The 16,035-nt window shown below is 72.5% G+C and carries 15 protein-coding genes and 1 pseudogene; 2 read left to right on the top strand and 14 right to left on the bottom strand.

Features of this window, described 5'->3' with window-relative positions; genetic code table 11:
- Nucleotides 1–488: 488 nt before the first annotated feature.
- The 3 genes from AB0O48_RS23405 to AB0O48_RS23395 all read right to left on the bottom strand — a co-directional run bounded on the left by AB0O48_RS23405 (nucleotide 489) and on the right by AB0O48_RS23395 (nucleotide 4,270).
- A complete protein-coding gene (locus AB0O48_RS23405; protein WP_357249087.1) occupies nucleotides 489–1,127 on the bottom strand; it encodes a hypothetical protein in 639 nt (212 codons plus the stop codon).
- Between the two features lie 13 nt (nucleotides 1,128–1,140).
- Entirely contained in the window at nucleotides 1,141–2,925 is a 1,785-nt protein-coding gene (locus tag AB0O48_RS23400; protein ID WP_365068309.1) for a DUF4012 domain-containing protein, read from the bottom strand.
- 97 nt (nucleotides 2,926–3,022) lie between these two features.
- Nucleotides 3,023–4,270, bottom strand: a complete 1,248-nt coding sequence (locus AB0O48_RS23395; protein ID WP_365068307.1) for a glycosyltransferase family 4 protein — start codon at nucleotides 4,268–4,270, stop codon at nucleotides 3,023–3,025.
- 168 nt (nucleotides 4,271–4,438) lie between these two features.
- Here AB0O48_RS23395 and AB0O48_RS23390 point away from each other — a divergent pair, with 168 nt between their 5' ends.
- Nucleotides 4,439–4,990, top strand: coding sequence for a low molecular weight phosphatase family protein (locus AB0O48_RS23390; protein ID WP_365068305.1), 552 nt, complete (start codon nucleotides 4,439–4,441; stop codon nucleotides 4,988–4,990).
- On the opposite strand, the gene AB0O48_RS23385 is transcribed toward AB0O48_RS23390, so the two are convergent.
- Nucleotides 4,971–6,434 carry a polysaccharide biosynthesis tyrosine autokinase gene (locus tag AB0O48_RS23385; RefSeq protein WP_365068303.1) on the bottom strand — a complete coding sequence of 488 codons (1,464 nt, stop codon included), beginning with the start codon at nucleotides 6,432–6,434 and terminating at the stop codon, nucleotides 4,971–4,973. The genes AB0O48_RS23390 and AB0O48_RS23385 overlap by 20 nt on opposite strands.
- 264 nt (nucleotides 6,435–6,698) lie before the next feature.
- Here AB0O48_RS23385 and nhaA point away from each other — a divergent pair.
- A pseudogene (gene nhaA / locus AB0O48_RS23380) lies at nucleotides 6,699–7,937 on the top strand (Na+/H+ antiporter NhaA); the annotation flags it as partial.
- Nucleotides 7,938–7,964: 27 nt separating this feature from the next.
- On the opposite strand, the gene AB0O48_RS23375 reads toward nhaA, so the two are convergent.
- The 10 genes from AB0O48_RS23375 to AB0O48_RS23330 all read right to left on the bottom strand — a co-directional run bounded on the left by AB0O48_RS23375 (nucleotide 7,965) and on the right by AB0O48_RS23330 (nucleotide 15,710).
- Nucleotides 7,965–8,162 carry a hypothetical protein gene (locus AB0O48_RS23375; RefSeq protein ID WP_357249072.1) on the bottom strand — a complete coding sequence of 66 codons (198 nt, stop codon included), beginning with the start codon at nucleotides 8,160–8,162 and terminating at the stop codon, nucleotides 7,965–7,967.
- Entirely contained in the window at nucleotides 8,159–8,479 is a 321-nt protein-coding gene (locus AB0O48_RS23370; protein ID WP_357572778.1) for a hypothetical protein, read from the bottom strand. Before AB0O48_RS23370 ends, AB0O48_RS23375 begins: the two co-directional genes overlap by 4 nt.
- Nucleotides 8,473–8,847, bottom strand: a complete 375-nt coding sequence (locus AB0O48_RS23365; protein ID WP_357249067.1) for a DUF1622 domain-containing protein — start codon at nucleotides 8,845–8,847, stop codon at nucleotides 8,473–8,475. The genes AB0O48_RS23370 and AB0O48_RS23365 overlap by 7 nt, the downstream gene beginning before the upstream one ends.
- A gap of 39 nt (nucleotides 8,848–8,886) precedes the next feature.
- A complete protein-coding gene (locus AB0O48_RS23360; RefSeq protein ID WP_124816196.1) occupies nucleotides 8,887–9,474 on the bottom strand; it encodes a TMEM165/GDT1 family protein in 588 nt (195 codons plus the stop codon).
- Nucleotides 9,475–9,692: 218 nt separating this feature from the next.
- The gene (gene egtD / locus AB0O48_RS23355; protein WP_365068299.1) at nucleotides 9,693–10,658 is read right to left on the bottom strand and encodes an L-histidine N(alpha)-methyltransferase; all 966 of its coding nucleotides are present in this window, start codon (nucleotides 10,656–10,658) and stop codon (nucleotides 9,693–9,695) included.
- Between the two features lie 49 nt (nucleotides 10,659–10,707).
- Nucleotides 10,708–11,454, bottom strand: coding sequence for an ergothioneine biosynthesis protein EgtC (gene egtC / locus AB0O48_RS23350; RefSeq protein ID WP_357249061.1), 747 nt, complete (start codon nucleotides 11,452–11,454; stop codon nucleotides 10,708–10,710).
- Between the two features lie 40 nt (nucleotides 11,455–11,494).
- The gene (gene egtB, locus AB0O48_RS23345; RefSeq protein WP_365068296.1) at nucleotides 11,495–12,832 is read right to left on the bottom strand and encodes an ergothioneine biosynthesis protein EgtB; all 1,338 of its coding nucleotides are present in this window, start codon (nucleotides 12,830–12,832) and stop codon (nucleotides 11,495–11,497) included.
- 41 nt (nucleotides 12,833–12,873) lie between these two features.
- Complete coding sequence (gene egtA, locus AB0O48_RS23340) at nucleotides 12,874–14,112, bottom strand: ergothioneine biosynthesis glutamate--cysteine ligase EgtA (protein ID WP_357572774.1); 1,239 nt, start codon at nucleotides 14,110–14,112, stop codon at nucleotides 12,874–12,876.
- Nucleotides 14,113–14,269: 157 nt separating this feature from the next.
- Nucleotides 14,270–15,061 carry a hypothetical protein gene (locus AB0O48_RS23335; protein ID WP_365068294.1) on the bottom strand — a complete coding sequence of 264 codons (792 nt, stop codon included), beginning with the start codon at nucleotides 15,059–15,061 and terminating at the stop codon, nucleotides 14,270–14,272.
- A 16-nt stretch (nucleotides 15,062–15,077) separates the two neighbouring features.
- On the bottom strand, nucleotides 15,078–15,710 hold the full coding sequence (locus AB0O48_RS23330; protein ID WP_357249049.1) for an RNA polymerase sigma factor: 633 nt from the start codon (nucleotides 15,708–15,710) through the stop codon (nucleotides 15,078–15,080).
- Nucleotides 15,711–16,035 lie beyond the last annotated feature (325 nt).

The following is a 16,035-nucleotide window of genomic DNA, read 5'->3' as shown; positions in this document are numbered from 1 at the left end:
GGTCGTTCGTGGGGACTACAACGACCCGACCGGGTCCCGCATTCCCACCCCCGGCGTGCCGGGCGGCGGGGCGGTGGTCCTGCGATCGTCAGGGTGTGTAACGACCCCGACCCCGCCATCATTCCGGCCCACGGGTGCCGCCGGTCACCGGTCGTCAGAGCCCGGGGCCGGACAAACCGCCCAACGCGGCCCACCGTCGGCGACCTGCCGGCCCCACACCAGGCTCAGACACGCTCAGACAGCGGCCCCGGGCATGACCCACTTGACTTCACGGATATCGCGGTATTCGTGACGGTCCGACACCCCGACACCAGGAAGCCCGAGTCGATCAAGAACGGCGACGGACGGGTGCGGGGGTGCCGGCGAGGCCGCCTCGAACGGCACACGGACGGGCTCACCAGACGGCCAACAGACGCTGGCGCCCGTCGGATCACTCCGACGGGCGCCAGCTTCAGGTGCGGTCCGGGCAGTGCCCGGTGGTGTGCGGACTAGTGCGCGGCCCCACCGAGGCGCTGGCGGCGACGCCAGGCCAGGGTCAGCAGCAGCATGACCGCTCCGGCGCCGACCAGGCCGCCGCCGAGCTTCATGGGCGTGCCGATGCTGTCACCGGTGACCGGCAGCGGCTGCTTCTTGTGCAGCACCCGCAACTCGGCGCTGGCGGTACGGCCGGACTCCCGACCCGTGGCGGTGAAGGTCAGCAGACCCGTCACCGACGGCTTGTAGCTCTTGGTGAACCGTCCCTGGGCGTCGGTGTACGCCGTGAAGTTCAGCGGCGCGCTCGCCTGGTAGGCCACCGGTGCCATCGCCACGGTGGTGCCGTCGCTGCGGCGGGCCGGAGCCTGGCCGCCGGCCGGAGCGGCCAGCGGGGCCACCGTCACCGCGATGTCGACAGTCTCGTTCGGACCGAACCCGGTGCCGGTCAGGATGACCGTCTCACCGATGAAGATCGTCGTCCGGTTGACGGTCAGCGATGGGTTGGCCGGCGGGTACGGCGGGTACGGCGGCGGCTGGGTCGGGTCGGTGGTGGCGCTGGGCGTCGGCTGCGGCTGTGCCGCCCCCGCTGCCGTCGGCACGGCCACCACGGCCAGGCCGACCGTGAGCGCCATGATGATGCGGGAAAGCCGCATGATTGGTTCCCTCCTACTGGTCACAGCTTGGTGCGGAATGAACTTGGGTGATCCAGGGGTTGGCGGTGGGGGTCAGCCACAACTCGGCCTGCCCGACTCCGGTCTTGGCCGTCAGCACGGTGGCCTCCAGCACCTTCTCGGCGCCGGGGCCGACGTCGACACTGGCGGTCGCCACGTGACGGCGGCGTTCGGTGCCGCTGCCAAGCGCCGCCTCGGCCCCGTTGAGCCGGGCCTCGACCACCGCGCCACCAGTCGGGCTGAAGATCGACACCAGGGTGCGAACGGTGTACGGGTCGCCAGCCAGACCGAGGCCGAGGACGGATTCGCTAAGTCCGGACTTCGGCGCCGTCGAGCGCAGGGTCACCCGCAGCCGTAGCTCGCGGCGACCGTCGGGCCGGCACTCGCCGACCGTCAGGTTTGCCGTCGGCCGCAGGTAGTAGCCGAGCTTCGCGCCGCTGCCGTCGTTGAAGAACACGCCGACCGTTGGCACGGTGTCCTGTTCCGGAAGCGTCCCGGCCATCCGGCTCGCGCCGAATGTCCGCTGTTCCTCAGGTCGGGCACTCCAGAACAATATCCGTCGTTCAGTGATAGCACGGTCAAATGCGGACAACAACACACGCGGGTTGACATTCTTCTTGAAAAAGGCGTCGAACACCGACGCGGCGGAGGCCGCGAAGAACTCGTCCTGCTGCCGCAGGTCCAGCCGCTGGTAGCTGTCATTGAGCAGGGTCTGCACGACCTTCTCGCTGGCCAGCGGGACACCTCCGGGCACCAGCACCGGTCCGGTCGCCTTGAGCAGGTACGACAGCACCACCGGGTCGACGGCGAGCACCCCGTCGACGGTGATGTTCGTCGAGCGCCGGAACATCTCGCGGTACAGCGCGGCGGCGCTCGGGAAGTGCGGTGACAGGTTGACGTCGGCGGGATAGATGCCGGGCAGGTCGGTCCAGATCGCCCGGATCTCGGCGGGCACCTTCAGCGGCGGGGTGAACCGGCCGAGCGAGGCACTGCTGCCCTGCTTGCCCATCTTCACCGCGCCGTTCTGGGCCTCGATCATGGCGTACGCGCCGAACATGCCGCCGGTGGCGCGCAGCTCGGCGAGGTTCTGTGAGACCAGCAGGTATCGTCGCGGCCCGTTCGCGCCGAGCAGCGGCGGCAGCAGGCGGGCTCCCTGGTCAGCGGCCGTGGTGAGGCTGGCCAGACGGTCGATCTCGTCGCGCAGGTCCGTCAACGCCTGCCGGACCTGGCTGACCAGGCGGTCGGCCGGCACCGCACCCAGGTCTCGGCGGGTCCGCTGCACCGACTCGTTGACCCGGGTCAGCTCGGTGGACACCGCGGTGAGCTGAGCGAGGTCCAGCCGTCCGCCGCTCGGCACCAGTCGGGTCAGGTCCGTGCGCAGCAGCGTCGGAAACGCCTCCCGGGCCAGTTGGTCGATGGCGACGGCGATCCGGCGGACGGCGTCGAGATCGTCACCCGCGAGCGGTGTTCGCCGACCGAGTCGCCAACTCGGATCAGCCGTCGCCGCCCGAGCGGCACCGGACTGTTCCTGCAGGGCGGCGAGCGTCCGCTGGGCACGGTCGGCGTCCCCACCCACCACCTGGGCGCTCAGCTCTCGGGCCAACCCGGCGGCGTTGAGTAGATGGGTACGCGCCTGCCAGCCACGGAAGCCGATCCAGCCGCCGGTCGCCAGCAGCAGCGAGCCGACGACCAGGGCGCCGAGGAGGGCACGTCGCAGTCGGGCACGCCGACGACGTCGGGACCGGCTCCGCCGTCGGGTCGGCCGTTCGCTCTCCGTCACACCACACTCCCGTTCGCGGAACCGGACAGAAGGTCGGTTCCCTGACGTTCTTAGCACGTGTCAGGGAACTTCGTACCCTTATTGGCTTCTTCGCCCTTTAAGCGAATTTCCTTCGCGGATCACCGGCGGGCTCGGTGACTCGTCCCGCCGCCTCGTGCAGCAGCCGCTCGATCCGGTCCACACCGGCGGGCAGCGACATCTCCCGCAGGTACGCCGCCCGCCCCCGGCGACCCATCTCGGTACGCGCCGGCGGCGGGATGGTGGCGGCCAACCAGAACCGGTCGGCCAGCGCAGCCCAGTCCTCCGGTGGGCAGGACAGCCCGGCCCTGACTCGTTCGACCAGATCGGCGGTGTCGCCGCCGGCCGACGCGACCACCGGTGCGGCACAGGAGAGCGCCGCCTGCACCTTGCCGGGCACCGTGCCCCGCAGTTCCGGCAGGTCGCGCAGCATGACCAACTGATAGTCGGCGGCGGCGTACAGCTCGGGCATGTCGACAGGCGACCGACGCTCCACGAAGCGGACGTTGTCCGCGCCCAACTCGGCGGCGAGCCCCCGGACCCGCCGCTCGGCCGAGCCCGAACCGACAAGCACCAGGTCCATCGTCCGGTCCAGCGCCGCGGCCGCCCGGACGGCGGTCTCCAGCCCCTGCCGTGGGCCGATCGTGCCCGCGTGCATGACCACGCACCGACCGTCCCGGCGGACCAACTGGCGGGCCGCCGCACCGGGCGTCGCCGGATAGAAGATCCGCTCGTCGGTCCAGTTGAGCACCAGCCGGACCCGATCCGGCTCGGCACCGGCGGCGACGACCAGATCCCGCATCGACGGCGCCGCGACCGCGATCCGCGCGGCGGACCGGTAGATCCGGGTCATCGCGCTGCCCATCCGCGCCACCCAGCGCCCCTCGCCCGCCTCGTCGGCGCCGTCGCGGGTCCAGACGTCCTGCACGTGCAGCACCGTCGGCACCCTCCCGAGCAGCCGGAGCACCCCGGCGGCGGCGAACGTCGTGGCCGGGAGTTGAAAGACGTACAGCGCGTCGAGGTCGCTGAAGTACCGGCGGGCGGTCAACGTCGCGCTGCCGGCGAAGGACAGGTAGCTGGCCATCCGGGCGCCGGTGGACGTGGCACCTCCGGGGTAGCGGGGCACCCTCCGCACGGTCAGCCGTTCACTGTGCGTCTCGTGGTGCCACCGCTGTCTCCAGCCGGGATAGACGTGCCCGCCCGGGTAGTCCGGAAACCCGGTGAGCACGCGGACCTCGTGCCCCCGCGCGGCCAACTCCTCGGCGAGGCTGCCGGGGATGAACGCGGGCTCGGGCGGAAAGTGGTAGGACAGAATTCCGATCTTCATTGCCGTGCCCCCGTCGGCCGCGAATCGGCGGCGATCGGCGCGGCACCCGGACCGACGGGTGGACGGCCCGCGTACGATTCCGACAACCCCTCCCCGCGCGGCCGCCGGCACCGACGCACCGTTCGCACGGTGCGCCCGCCCGCGTCCGCACCGACGAGAGGGGCACCGATGGCTGATCGCGTGTTGTTCGTCTGCCACGCCAACCTGTGCCGATCACCGATGGCCGAGCACCTGGCCCGCCGGCTGCTGGCCGAACAGGTCACGGTGGCCAGCGCCGGCACCGACGCGATCGACGGGCTGTCCATGCATCCGTACGCCCTGGAGGTCGCGACCGAGAGCGGCGCGGACCCGTCGGCGTTCCGGACCCGCGGTTTGCGGCCCGAATACCTCATCGACGCGACGCTGGTGCTGACCGCCACCCGACGCCAGCGCTCGATCTGCACCGCGCTGGCGCCCAGCGCGCTGCACCGGACGTTCACCCTGCGCCAGTTCGGTCGGCTGGCCGCGGCGGCCGAGCCGCCCGCCGAGCCGGCGGACGACCCGTTGCGGGCGGCGATCGCCGCCGTCGCCCAGGCCCGGGGACGGCTGCAACCCGCCGCCCCGGACGCGGACGACCTTCGGGACCCGATCGGCGGTACGTCCGCCGACTTCCGACGCTGCGCCGAGGAGATCGAACGGTCGCTGCGACCCCTCGCCGCGCTCATCGGGGCAGCCGGGTGAGTTCCTGGGTGTGGTCGGCGACGCCGTTGACCCCGGTGGTGGTGTCGCTGTGCCGGCCGGCCATCGTCCGGTCCGCCGGCACCGCCGTCGGAGGTGTCGAGGCGACCACCCGGTAGGCCTCGTACTGGTACGCCTCGGCCTTGGCCACCTTGGCCATGTTCAGCACGCAGCCGAGCAGGCGGACCGAGACCGAGTGCAGCGCGCGGGACGCCGCGGCGACCTGGGTCCGGGAGGTACGGCCCTGCTGGCTCACCAGCAGCGCGCCGTCGGCCTGCACGGCCACGACCACGCCGTCGGTCACCGCGAGCAGCGGAGCGGTGTCGATGATCACGATGTCCGCCGATTCCCGCAGCGCCAGCAGTAGGTCCGACATCGCCTTGGAGCCGAGCAGCTCGCTCGGGTTCGGTGGGGCGGAACCGCTGGGTAGCACGAGCATCGACTTGTCGCCCCAGCGCTGCACTACGTCGCCGACCTTCACATCGCCGACGAGCACGTCGGTGAGGCCGACACCGGCGTCCAGCCCCAGGTACTCGTCGACCTTCGGCCGGCGCAGGTCCGCGTCGACGAGCAGCACCCGCCAGCCCGCCTCGGCCAGCGCGATGGCCAGGTTGCAGGAGAGCGTGGTCTTGCCCTCGCCCTGCAGCGCGCTGGTCACGGCGATGACCCGGGCCGGCTCGTGGACATCCACGAAGCGCAGGTTCGTCCGCAGCTTGCGCACCGCCTCGGCGCGGGCCGAGGTCGCGGCGTCGCCGATGATCAGCGGCTCGGTGCGGGCGCTGCTCTCGTAGGGGATCTCGCCGAGCAGCGGACTGCCGGTGGCGCGTTGCAGGCCGGCGGAGTCCCGCAGTCGGACGTCGGCGACGCCGCGCAGGATCGCCAGGCCGACGCCGAGCACCAGGCCGATCAGTCCGCCGAGGGTGAGGTTGCGGGTGGGCTGCGGTGAGACCGGGTTGGCGGTGACCCGTGGGCCGCTGACCACCTCGATCTTGATCGGCGCCTTGCCCTCGGATGTCGTCTCGACCTTCTGCACCAGGTCGACGAACTTCGCCGCGAGCGACTCCGTCACCCGCAGCGCCCGAGCCTGGTCGGTGTCGGTGACCGAGGCGCGCAGCAGGACGGTGCCGGTCTCGGTGGAGGTGCTGACCCGGCTCCGCACCTCGTCCGCGGTGAGGCCCACCGGGGTCTCGGCCACCACGCTCTGCGCCAGCCGGTCGCTGGTGAGCAGGTCGGCGTACGACTTGACGCGCTGTTGGAGGAAGAGCCCACCCTGGTAGGCATCGCTGACGCCGGAGTTGGGGGTGGTGACGAAGAAGGTCACCGAGGCGACGTACCGGGGTTGTGCCCGTACGGTCAGGAACGCCGAGGCGCCCAGGGCCACCATGACCGTGACCAGCACGACCCACCAGTGCCGACGCACGTGGCGCAATTGGCGGAGCAGGTCCATCAGGTGCGCCTCCGCGTCGGTCCGGTTACGCCAAAAAACTTCACGAAAACCCCCAAGGTCGTCTGTCAACTCGTGAAACCATTAAAGCGGCTCTTACGGCTTATGTCCGGAGTTAGGTGGTTCTGACTTCGACACGTGCGCCCGCATAACCAACCGGGCAAAGGGGCATTCGGCTGCGGCGAGACCCGGGGAAAAAGTCGGCCGCCGATCGGATACCGACCGAACGACCCCTGCGGTCGCCACCGCACCCGAGCCCGGATAAGGACGGTCGGTGGCGCGCTGCTGCTGCTCGGCGTGACAGCGCTGCTCTGGGCCAACTCGCCCTGGTCCGACTCGTACACCCGGCTCGGCGGTTGGGTGCCCTGGCCCGACGGCGCGCCCTGGCACCTCGACCTGGACGTGGCCACCTGGGCGGCGGACGGCCTGCTGGCCGTCTTCTTCTTCGTGGTGGGCCTGGAACTCAAGCGGGAGTTCGTCGCCGGGGAAGTCCGCGACCCGCGCCGGGCCGCGCTGCCCGTGGTGGCCGCCCTCGGCGGGATGCTGCTGCCGGCGCTGATCTACGTGGCTGTCGTCGTGGCCGGGGGTGGGCCGGGGCTGCGCGGCTGGGCGATTCCGACCGCCACCGACATCGCCTTCGCGCTCGCCGTGCTCGCGCTGGTCAGCTCACACCTGCCCCAGGGCCTCCGCGCCTTTCTGCTCACCCTCGCCGTGGTCGACGACCTGTTCGCCATCACCATCATCGCGGTCTTCTACACCGCCGACTTCCATCCCGTCCCGCTGCTCGCGGCGCTGGCGCCGATCGGGGTCTTCGCGGTGCTGGTGCGACGCGGCCACACGTGGTGGTGGGCGCTGATCCCCCTCGCGACGGCGGCCTGGGCACTCGTGCACGCCTCCGGCGTGCACGCCACAGTGGCCGGTGTCCTGCTCGGCTTCACCGTCCCGGTGCTCGCCCGTCACCGGACGGCGGGCACCAGCGGCACGGAGACGGACGACGGCGGGCTCGCGGCGCGCCTGGAGCACCGGTGGCGGCCGGTGTCGGCAGGCATCGCGGTGCCGATCTTCGCCCTGTTCGCCGCCGGGGTCACCCTGCGCGGCACCGACCTGGGCGCCCTGCTGACCGACCCGGTGGTGCTCGCCATCGTCGCCGGACTCGTGCTCGGCAAGAGCATCGGCATCTTCTGCTCGACGTACCTGCTGGCCCGGTTCACCCGGGCCGAGCTCGACGAGGACATCACCTGGGCGGACCTGGGCGGAATCGCCCTGCTGGCCGGCGTCGGGTTCACCGTGTCGCTGCTCATCGGCGACCTGGCCTTCGGCGCAGGTAGCACGGCCGACGACCGGGTCAAGGTGGCCGTACTGCTCGGATCGGTGCTCTCCGCGGGGCTGGCCGCCGCGGTGCTGACCCGCCGCAACGCCGCGTACCGCCGGGTGGCGCAGCGGGAGCGGCTCGACGCCGACGGCGACGGCGTTCCCGACGTCTACCAGCGGCCCACCGACCGTTGAGCGACGCCCGGCCGGGTCACCCGGCGGTCAGCGGTGACGCTCGGCGGGCGGCAGGTCCTCGGTCTCCTCGGCCAGCGCCTCCGTGGCCGGTGCGGTGAGGTCGTCGCCCGGCACCGCGACCGCCTCGACACGATCCTGCTCGTCGGCCTTGCCACCGGGCGGCGGCTCGGGAGCGGTGCCCTCGCCGGCGAAGCCGTACTCGTTCGGTTCATCGTGCCGGCTCATGTGGTTTTCCTCCCGCTTTCCCCGGTTTCACCTCTCACCGCCAACGGTAGGCGGTGATCGTCCTCGGCGCAGGGCGCCGGGGATTGTCGGGACCAGGGCGGTGGGGTGCTCAGCGCCGCCCCGAGCAGTTGGCGCAGGGCGATGATCGCCACCGCGCCGGCCAGACCCTTCCACCCCGGATCACCGGCGAGCCGCAGCAGGCCGGCCGCGGTCAGCAGATCCAGCAGTACCCGGACGCCGCTGCGCAACGCCCCGGTGAAGAGCGTGGTGAGCACCCCGGCGACCAGTGCCAGGGCGGTGACCGCCGTGATCAGCACGCCCGTTCCGTGCGTCGCTCACCCTCGGCCACCTGCCGCTGCTCCTGACGAATCTCCCGACCCAGGAAGTAGTTGAGCGCCGTTCGGATCGTCGCGATCGCGGCCAGTTGGCCGATCTGGTCGAACGACGGGGACACCGCCGTCCGCAGGACGTCGGCCGCCAACTGGAATTCGAGGCCGAGGGTCAGGAAGCGACCCAGGGAGAGCCGGATCGGCGTGAAGCGGGCGGCGCTGCGGTGTCGTAGCCCTTCGACCACGAACCGCACCGCCGCCCAAACCGCCCCGACGAAGATGACGAGCGCGCCGGCGACCTCCACGACGGCAACCAGCACCTGGTCGCCCTGGCGCAACAGCTCGGCCGCATCCACCGGAGGCCGTTACCCGCCCTCGGGCCAGCTAGTCGACACTCAGGTCAGCTCGTTGACCGCCTCCAGGATCAGCCAGAGACCGGAGATGGCGAACAGGATCGCGGCACCGTACTTGATGGTCTTCTCCGGCAACCGCCGACCGAGCATCCGGCCGACCAGGATGGCCAGCGCGTCCGCAGCCACCATGCCGATGGTGGAGCCGAGCCAGGTGCCGAACCAGCCGTACTTGGTGGCGAGCGTGATCGTGGCGAGCATCGTCTTGTCGCCCAACTCGGCCAGGAAGAACGCCACCGACACCGCCACGATCGCGGTCTTGCTCGTCTTCTCCGCCTTGCGCTTCTCCTCCTCGGTGAGCTTGTCACCGCGTAACGTCCACGCGCCGAAGCCGAGGAACGCCACACCGGCCACCAGGGAGATCCACTCGGTCGGCAACACCGCCCCGAGACCCACGCCGATGGCCACCGACGCCAGGTGCACCACCGCCGTGGCGACCGTGATGCCGATCAGCACCGGGATCGGCTTGAACCGCGTGGCGAAGGTCAGTGCCATCAACTGGGACTTGTCCCCCAGCTCGGCGACGAAGATGACGCCGAAGCTGATCACCAGCGCGGCGAAAAATCCCTCCATGACATCCTTCCCGTTCACGCCGGGAGGAGGTACAGGGGCGCCCTCGACCCGGCTGCAACAGCCTGAGTCGAAGGTCTCGCCCGCCCCGGAAAGGACCGGGGCCGCGTGGCCGGATGCGGAACGCACCAGTATGTCGACCACGACATTGGGGGCTACTCCCCTTCGCGGGATCAGCCTAGCCGATCACCACCGGGCCGGGCCGGGGTGGGTGAACCGGCTCACCGTGCCCGCGCCAGCGTGACCCCGAAGAGCCCGTCCGGGTCGGTCCAGAACTCCGTCGTGGCGAAGCCCGCCGTGGCCAACTCCCCGGCGATCCCCTCCGGGCGGAACTTCGCCGAGACCTCGGTACGCAGCTCCTCCCCGGCGGCGAAGTCCACGATCAGGTCAAGCACCCGTACCCGCATCGGCCGGGTTGCCCGCAACCGCATCTCGATCCACTCGTTTGTCGGGTCCCAGTGGGCCACGTGCGCGAACGCCTCCGGATCGAAGTCGGCGCCCAACTCCCGGTTGATCACCCGCAACACGTTGCGGTTGAACTCGGCGGTGACCCCGGCGGCGTCGTCGTACGCGGGCACGACCACCGACGGGTCCTTCACCAGGTCGGTGCCGAGCAGCAGCCAGTCGCCGACCTCCAGCGCGCCGCGCATCGCCGTCAGGAACTCGGCCCGCTCGGCGGGCAGCAGATTGCCGATGGTGCCGCCCAGGAACGCCACCAACCGACGGCCGCCGGTGGGCAGCCGGTCCAATTGCCGGGTGAAGTCGCCCACGATGCCCCGGACCCGCAGGCGGGGAAAGTCCGCGGCGATCTGGGCCGTGGAACTCGTCAACGCGCTCACCGACACGTCGAGCGGGACGAACGTGCCCAGCCCGCCGCGCCGGCTGAAGGCGTCCAACAGCAGCCGGGTCTTCTCCGACGAGCCGGAACCCAACTCGATCAGGGTCTTGGCCCCGGTCAACGCCGCGATCGCGGGAGCGCGCTCGGCCAGCACCGCCCGCTCGGCCCGGGTCGGGTAGTACTCGGGTAGCCGGGTGATCTCCTCGAACAACTCACTGCCCCGGGCGTCGTAGAACCACTTCGGCGGCAGCCATTTCTGCCCGGCGCTCAGCCCGACCCGGACGTCGTCGCGCAGGCCGCGCTCCAGGTCGCCCTCTTCGAGGTAGATCTCCAGCGGATCCGCGGTCATCGGTTCGCCTCTCTCTTGGACCAACAGGTGGTGCCTCGATCGGTGCGGTTCACCGGATCGCCAACGGGCGTACCCGCACCTCGCCCGCCGTGGCCAGGACCAGGTGCCCCTCCGGCACCGCCCGCCACCCCGGGTCGTCGTCGTGCGGCTCGGAGGCGAGCAGCACCGAGCCCGGCGTCGCACGGACGGACAACGCGTGCCCGTACACGCTGGCGACCGCCCGGCGGCCGTCGGTGAGCAGCAGGTTGAGCCGCGACCCGGGAGCCGCCGCGGCCACGTCCGTCACCGTCCGCCCGACCGCCTCGGACGGGTCCTCGCCGGCGCGCAGCCGATGCCGCACCAGCGCCCAGAGCAACGCCGAGTCGGTGGCGGCGTCCAGCGTGAGCAGGTCACGCACCGGCAGCCCGGCGGCGAGCGGCACCACCGCGTCCGGCCAGCCGCGGACCACGCCGTTGTGGCTGAACAACCACCGCCCCTCGGCGAACGGCGCGGCCGCGCCGTCGACCACCGCCATCCCGACGGTGGCCGAGCGCACCGCCGCGAGCAACGCGCCGGAGGAGGTGACCGCGGCGAGCTGGGCGATCGTCGGGTCGCTCCAGATCGGCTGCGCCCGCCGGTAGCGCACCGGCTCGCCGTCGCCCGGATACCAGCCGACCCCGAACCCGTCGGCGTTGATGGTGCCGCCGCCACGCATGTCACGCGGCGCCCAGGACTGCCGCACCAGCGAGTGCGCCGGGTCGAAGAGCACCTCGGCCAGGGTGACCGGCGGCCCCAGGTAGGCCAGGTGACGACACATCAGCGCCCCGCCCGCGCCGGGCCGCCGACCGCACGGTGGATCACCGGTACGACTCCTCCGGTCGGACGTCGCGGGCGCAGCGGAAACCACTGAAGATCTGCCGGCGGATCGGATAGTCCCAGTTGCGGAAGGTGCCCCGACAGGCCGAGCGGTCGGTGCCGAACGAGCCGCCGCGCAGCACCCGGTAGTCGCCGCCGAAGAAGACCTCCGAGTATTCGCGGTAGGGAAACGCGGTGAAGCCGGGATGCCCGTCGAACGCGGTCGAGGTCCACTCCCAGACGTCACCGATGAGCTGGTGCACACCCAACGGCGAGGCGCCACCCGGGTACGCGCCCACCGGCGCCGGCCGCAGATGACGTTGGTCGAGGTTGGCGTGGGCCTCGGTGGGGTCGTCATCCCCCCAGGGATAACGGCGCGACCGCCCGGTCGCCGGGTCCCACCGGGCCGCCTTCTCCCACTCCGCCTCGGTCGGCAGCCGCTTGCCGGCCCACGCCGCGTACGCCTGCGCCTCGTACCAGCACACGTGCACCACCGGCTCGTCGGCGCGGACCCGGCTCCACCGGCCGAAGCGCCGGTACGACCAGTCGTCACCGTCGCGGCGCCAGTGCAGCGGCGCGCCGAGCTGCTCCCGAACCCGGTGCGACCAGCCCGCCGCGCTCCACCACCGCGGATCGGTGTAACCGCCGTCGTCGATGAACGCCGCGTACTGCCCGTTGGTGACCGGGGCGGCGTCGATGACGTACGCGGGCAGGTCGACCCGGTGTGCCGGGCGCTCGTTGTCCAGCGCCCACGGGTCGCTGTCGGTGCCCATGGTGAACTCGCCGGCCGGCACCAGCACCTCGCCACCAACCCCGACGGTGGGCTCGGGCGGCGGCGGGGCGTGCAGCACCGCCGAGCCCGACCGCAGTTGGTGGGTGGCGAGCATGGTCTCGTCGTGCTGCTGCTCGTGCTGCACGATCATGCCGAAGGCGAACCCGTCGGCGACCAGCGGCCGCTCGGTGAACGACACCCGGTCGAGCAGGTCGTGCACCTTGTCCCGGACGGTGGCCAGGTAGGCGCGCGCCTCGGCGGGCGGCAGCAGCGGCAGCGTGGGACGGTCCCGTCGCGGCTGCTTGAACGCGTCGTACAGCTCGTCGATGTCGCACCGGACCGGCTCGCGGCCCCCGACGTCACGGACCAGCCACAGCTCCTCCTGATTGCCCACGTGGGCGAGATCCCAGACCAGCGGCGACATCAGCGGTGAGTGTTGGCGCAGCAGATCCGCCTCGTCGACCACCTCGGTCAGCAGCGTCGTGCGGGCGCGGGCCCGCGCCAACTCTCCCGCGATCCGGTCGCGCAACCGCTCCCCGTCGGTGTGTCCCGTCGTGCTCGCGCTCACCACGCCGCCCTTCGCTCGCGTCCCCGGCGCACTCCTCGTGGTCACCTGTGCCGCCCTCCCGTCGCGGCGGACAGCCGCCGTCGTAGTCCGTGCTGGATCTCGTCGTGGATGCCCGCCGCCAGGTCCAGCCGGGGCAGTGTGCGCAGGGCCAGGTCGAGCAGCGCCGCCGCCGCGGCGGCGAGCGCGGGGTCGGCCAGGCCGTGTCGGGCGGCGGCCGACCAGCGGTGCGCCACCGGCGCGGCGACCTCGTGTGCCGCGCGCACCGTGCCCGGATCGGTGAAGAGGGCGGCCAGCACCGCCAGCGGTAGTCGCCAGTCCCGGTCGGACTGGGCGTCCAGGTAGCGCAGCTCCAGATAGCCGCGCGGGCGCACCGGCGGAAAGAGGGTGCTGACGTGGTAGTCGAGGTCGTCGGTGGTGGGCGGTCGGGGCAACGCGCCGTCGAGCCAGTCGGCGAAGGTCACGCCGGGCGGCGCGGTCCAGTTCGTGCCCTGCCGGCGCAGACAGAGCAGGGGCGCGGCCAGCACGTACCGGATCCAGCTGGCGGTCGGGTCGTCGTCGGCGTGGCCGGGCGTCCAGACCGGGCGGGTGCGGGCCGGGTCGATGGCCAGCCAGGCGGCCATCCGCGCGGAAGCCCAGCCGGTGCGCCGCCCGGCGTGCCGGTTGGCCGACGCGAACACCGCGAGCAGCGGCGGCCCGACCGCGTGGGCGGCCGCCCAGCGAGCCGCGACCTGGTCCGGCTCACCGGCGTCGAGGCAGATTTGCAGGCCGGCGGTGCTGTACATCATCGTGCGGCCGGCTGCGCCGTGCCTGTCGAAGGCGTCGCGCATCGCGCGGTAGCGGGGAGTTTCCACCACCGGGCGGGGCCGTCGGTGGGGGTCGATGCCGCTGCGGCCGAGGATCAGCCCGGCGGCGGCCAGCAGGTCGGTGACCTGGGCGATGTCGGCCTCGGTGGCCTGGATCAATGCGGTGACCGAGGGGCGGGGCGGGGTGGATATTTCCAACTGGCCACCCGGCTCGAGGGTCACCAGGCCGCCGTGTCGCAGCGGCTCGGCCGGGCTGGTGGCATCCAGCGTGGCGGGGCTGTGCCGCCCCAACGCCGCCCGTAGCCGCGTCGGGTCGACGGGGCGGGCGGGATCGGCGGCGTCGTGCACGGTCCATTCCAGTTCGACGCCGGTGAGTGTCGGTGGGCCGGTCTTGAAGCAGATCCGGGCGAGGTGGTGGCCTGCGGCCCCGGACTCGCGCAGGATGGCGCTGCGATCCAACTCGGGTGACGTCACCAACGGTAGGGACCCCTCTCCGTGTGCCGACTCCGGGACACGGGTGCCACCGTAAACCCACCCACCGACACCGTCGGGGACGTACGAGCGCCACCCACCCCTGTCTAACAGACGATTTTCCCACGCAGGGCGGAACGGAAACGCGGCTGCCACCGGCCGTTCACGGACGGGCGGGGTGGCCCGTCGGTGACGGTGGCGCCTTGGGCTTCGCCGGCTCGGACGGTCGGGACTCGGGCACCAACCGCTGGCAGTACGCCTCGACTTCGGCCACGCCGCCGGCGGCAGCGACCAACCGCTCGAAAGCCGGCGTCCGTAGTGCCTGCTCCCGTTGTTCGGGCTTCTTGGCCTGCCAGGCACGGCACAGGCCGTGCAACTGGCCGGCCGGCGCGCCAGGGGTCGACGGCGTGCCCGGTGACGGCGGGCCGGGCACCGGCGGCCGGTCCGACACCGGCGCGCTGGGAGACGGTTGGCCCGACGTCGGTGGGGCGGGCGGGGTCGATCGACCGGGCTCGCCGGACGTGGGTGCGCTCCGGTCGGGGCTCGCCGACGTCCGCGACGGCGTCGGTACGACCGGCTCCGGTGTCCGGTCGAGATTGACCGCGGCGAAGGCGGCGCCCGCCGTGGCGGTGGCCGCGACCGCGCCGATCCAGATCAACGCGCCGGTGGTCAGGCGGCGACGGCCGGGTCGGTGGGGCACGGACGGCGCCGGCGCGGCCCGGGCGGCCCGGAACGCGGCCAGCGCGGCCTCCTCGCCGGCCAACTCTCCGGGCCGGGCCGGGCCGGAGGCCGCGGCGAGCACGCCGGCCACCGGGTCCGCCGGGGGTACGCGGGCCGGCTCCCCTCCGGGCGACGTGGCCCGTCGTGCCTGGTCCGACGACGCGTCCACGTCGGCGCGGGCCGAGTCGAGCAGCCGTTCGGTCTCGGCGTGGTCGACGCGCCGGAACGGGTTCATCCAGAATCCCCTCACGTCAGCCGTCCGCCGGCTCGGCGTGCGGTGCCCGCAGGGATGCGCTGCCGCCCGTGCGGGGTGGTGGCACCCCGTCGACCTCGACGGACGGCTCGGCCGCGCGCTGCGTCTCCAGCACGGCCGCGAGCCGCCGCAGACCGCGGTGGGCGGCCGTGCGGACGGCACCGGCCCGGCGGCCCAGGACCCGACCGGCGGATCCCGCGTCCAGCCCGATCACGGCCCGCAGCAGGACCGCTTCGGCTTCCCGGGGAGGCAGGGTGGCGATCAGCGCCAGGGCCGTCTCGGTGCCGATCGTCTCGCTGGCGCCCTCGGCGGTGTCCGCCGTGCTGGCCAGGTCGACGAGCGCGTGCACCGGGACCGGCAGGGACGGTCGACGGCGCAGCCGGCGCAGGTGGTCCATCGCCCGGTTGCGGGCGATCGTGACGGCCCAGGCGCGGAACTCGCCACCGGTGAAGGTGGGCAGGTCGCGGGAGATCTGCAACCAGGTCTCGGAGGCGACGTCCTCCGCGTCCGGGCCGACCAGGGCGGTCAGGTAGCGCAGCAGGCCCGGTTGGAGACTGCGGTAGAGCAGGCGGAACGCGTCCTCGTCCCCCGCCTGCGCCGCGCTGACCGCCTCGGACAGTTCGCCGGTCATCCGCGCCCCGTGGCGTGTCCGGCTCGGGCCGCCCTGCTCCGCCGCGACGGAGCAGACCACGCGGTACGCATCGTCCGACCGCTCACCACCCGCCCCGCCGCCCTCCGCCGATCTGGTCCCACCCGTGACCGAGGTCGTCGGCCCGGGGTGTCTGTGGGCCGATGCCAGGGTCGTCAGCTCGGCGCGCCGACGGCCGAGGTGACCGGGGGCGGCTCGAGCCGGGCTAACGCTAGGACGGGGCCAACGACGCGACAAGCCGGGACGTTGTCACGGAAGAGTGACAATAATCAACCCGGCGAGCCGGCGTGTCGTCATCACTGCCCGT

Source organism: Micromonospora sp. NPDC085948 (genome assembly GCF_040686315.1).
GTDB lineage: Bacteria > Actinomycetota > Actinomycetes > Mycobacteriales > Micromonosporaceae > Micromonospora.
This window is presented reverse-complemented; position numbering and strand designations above follow the sequence as displayed.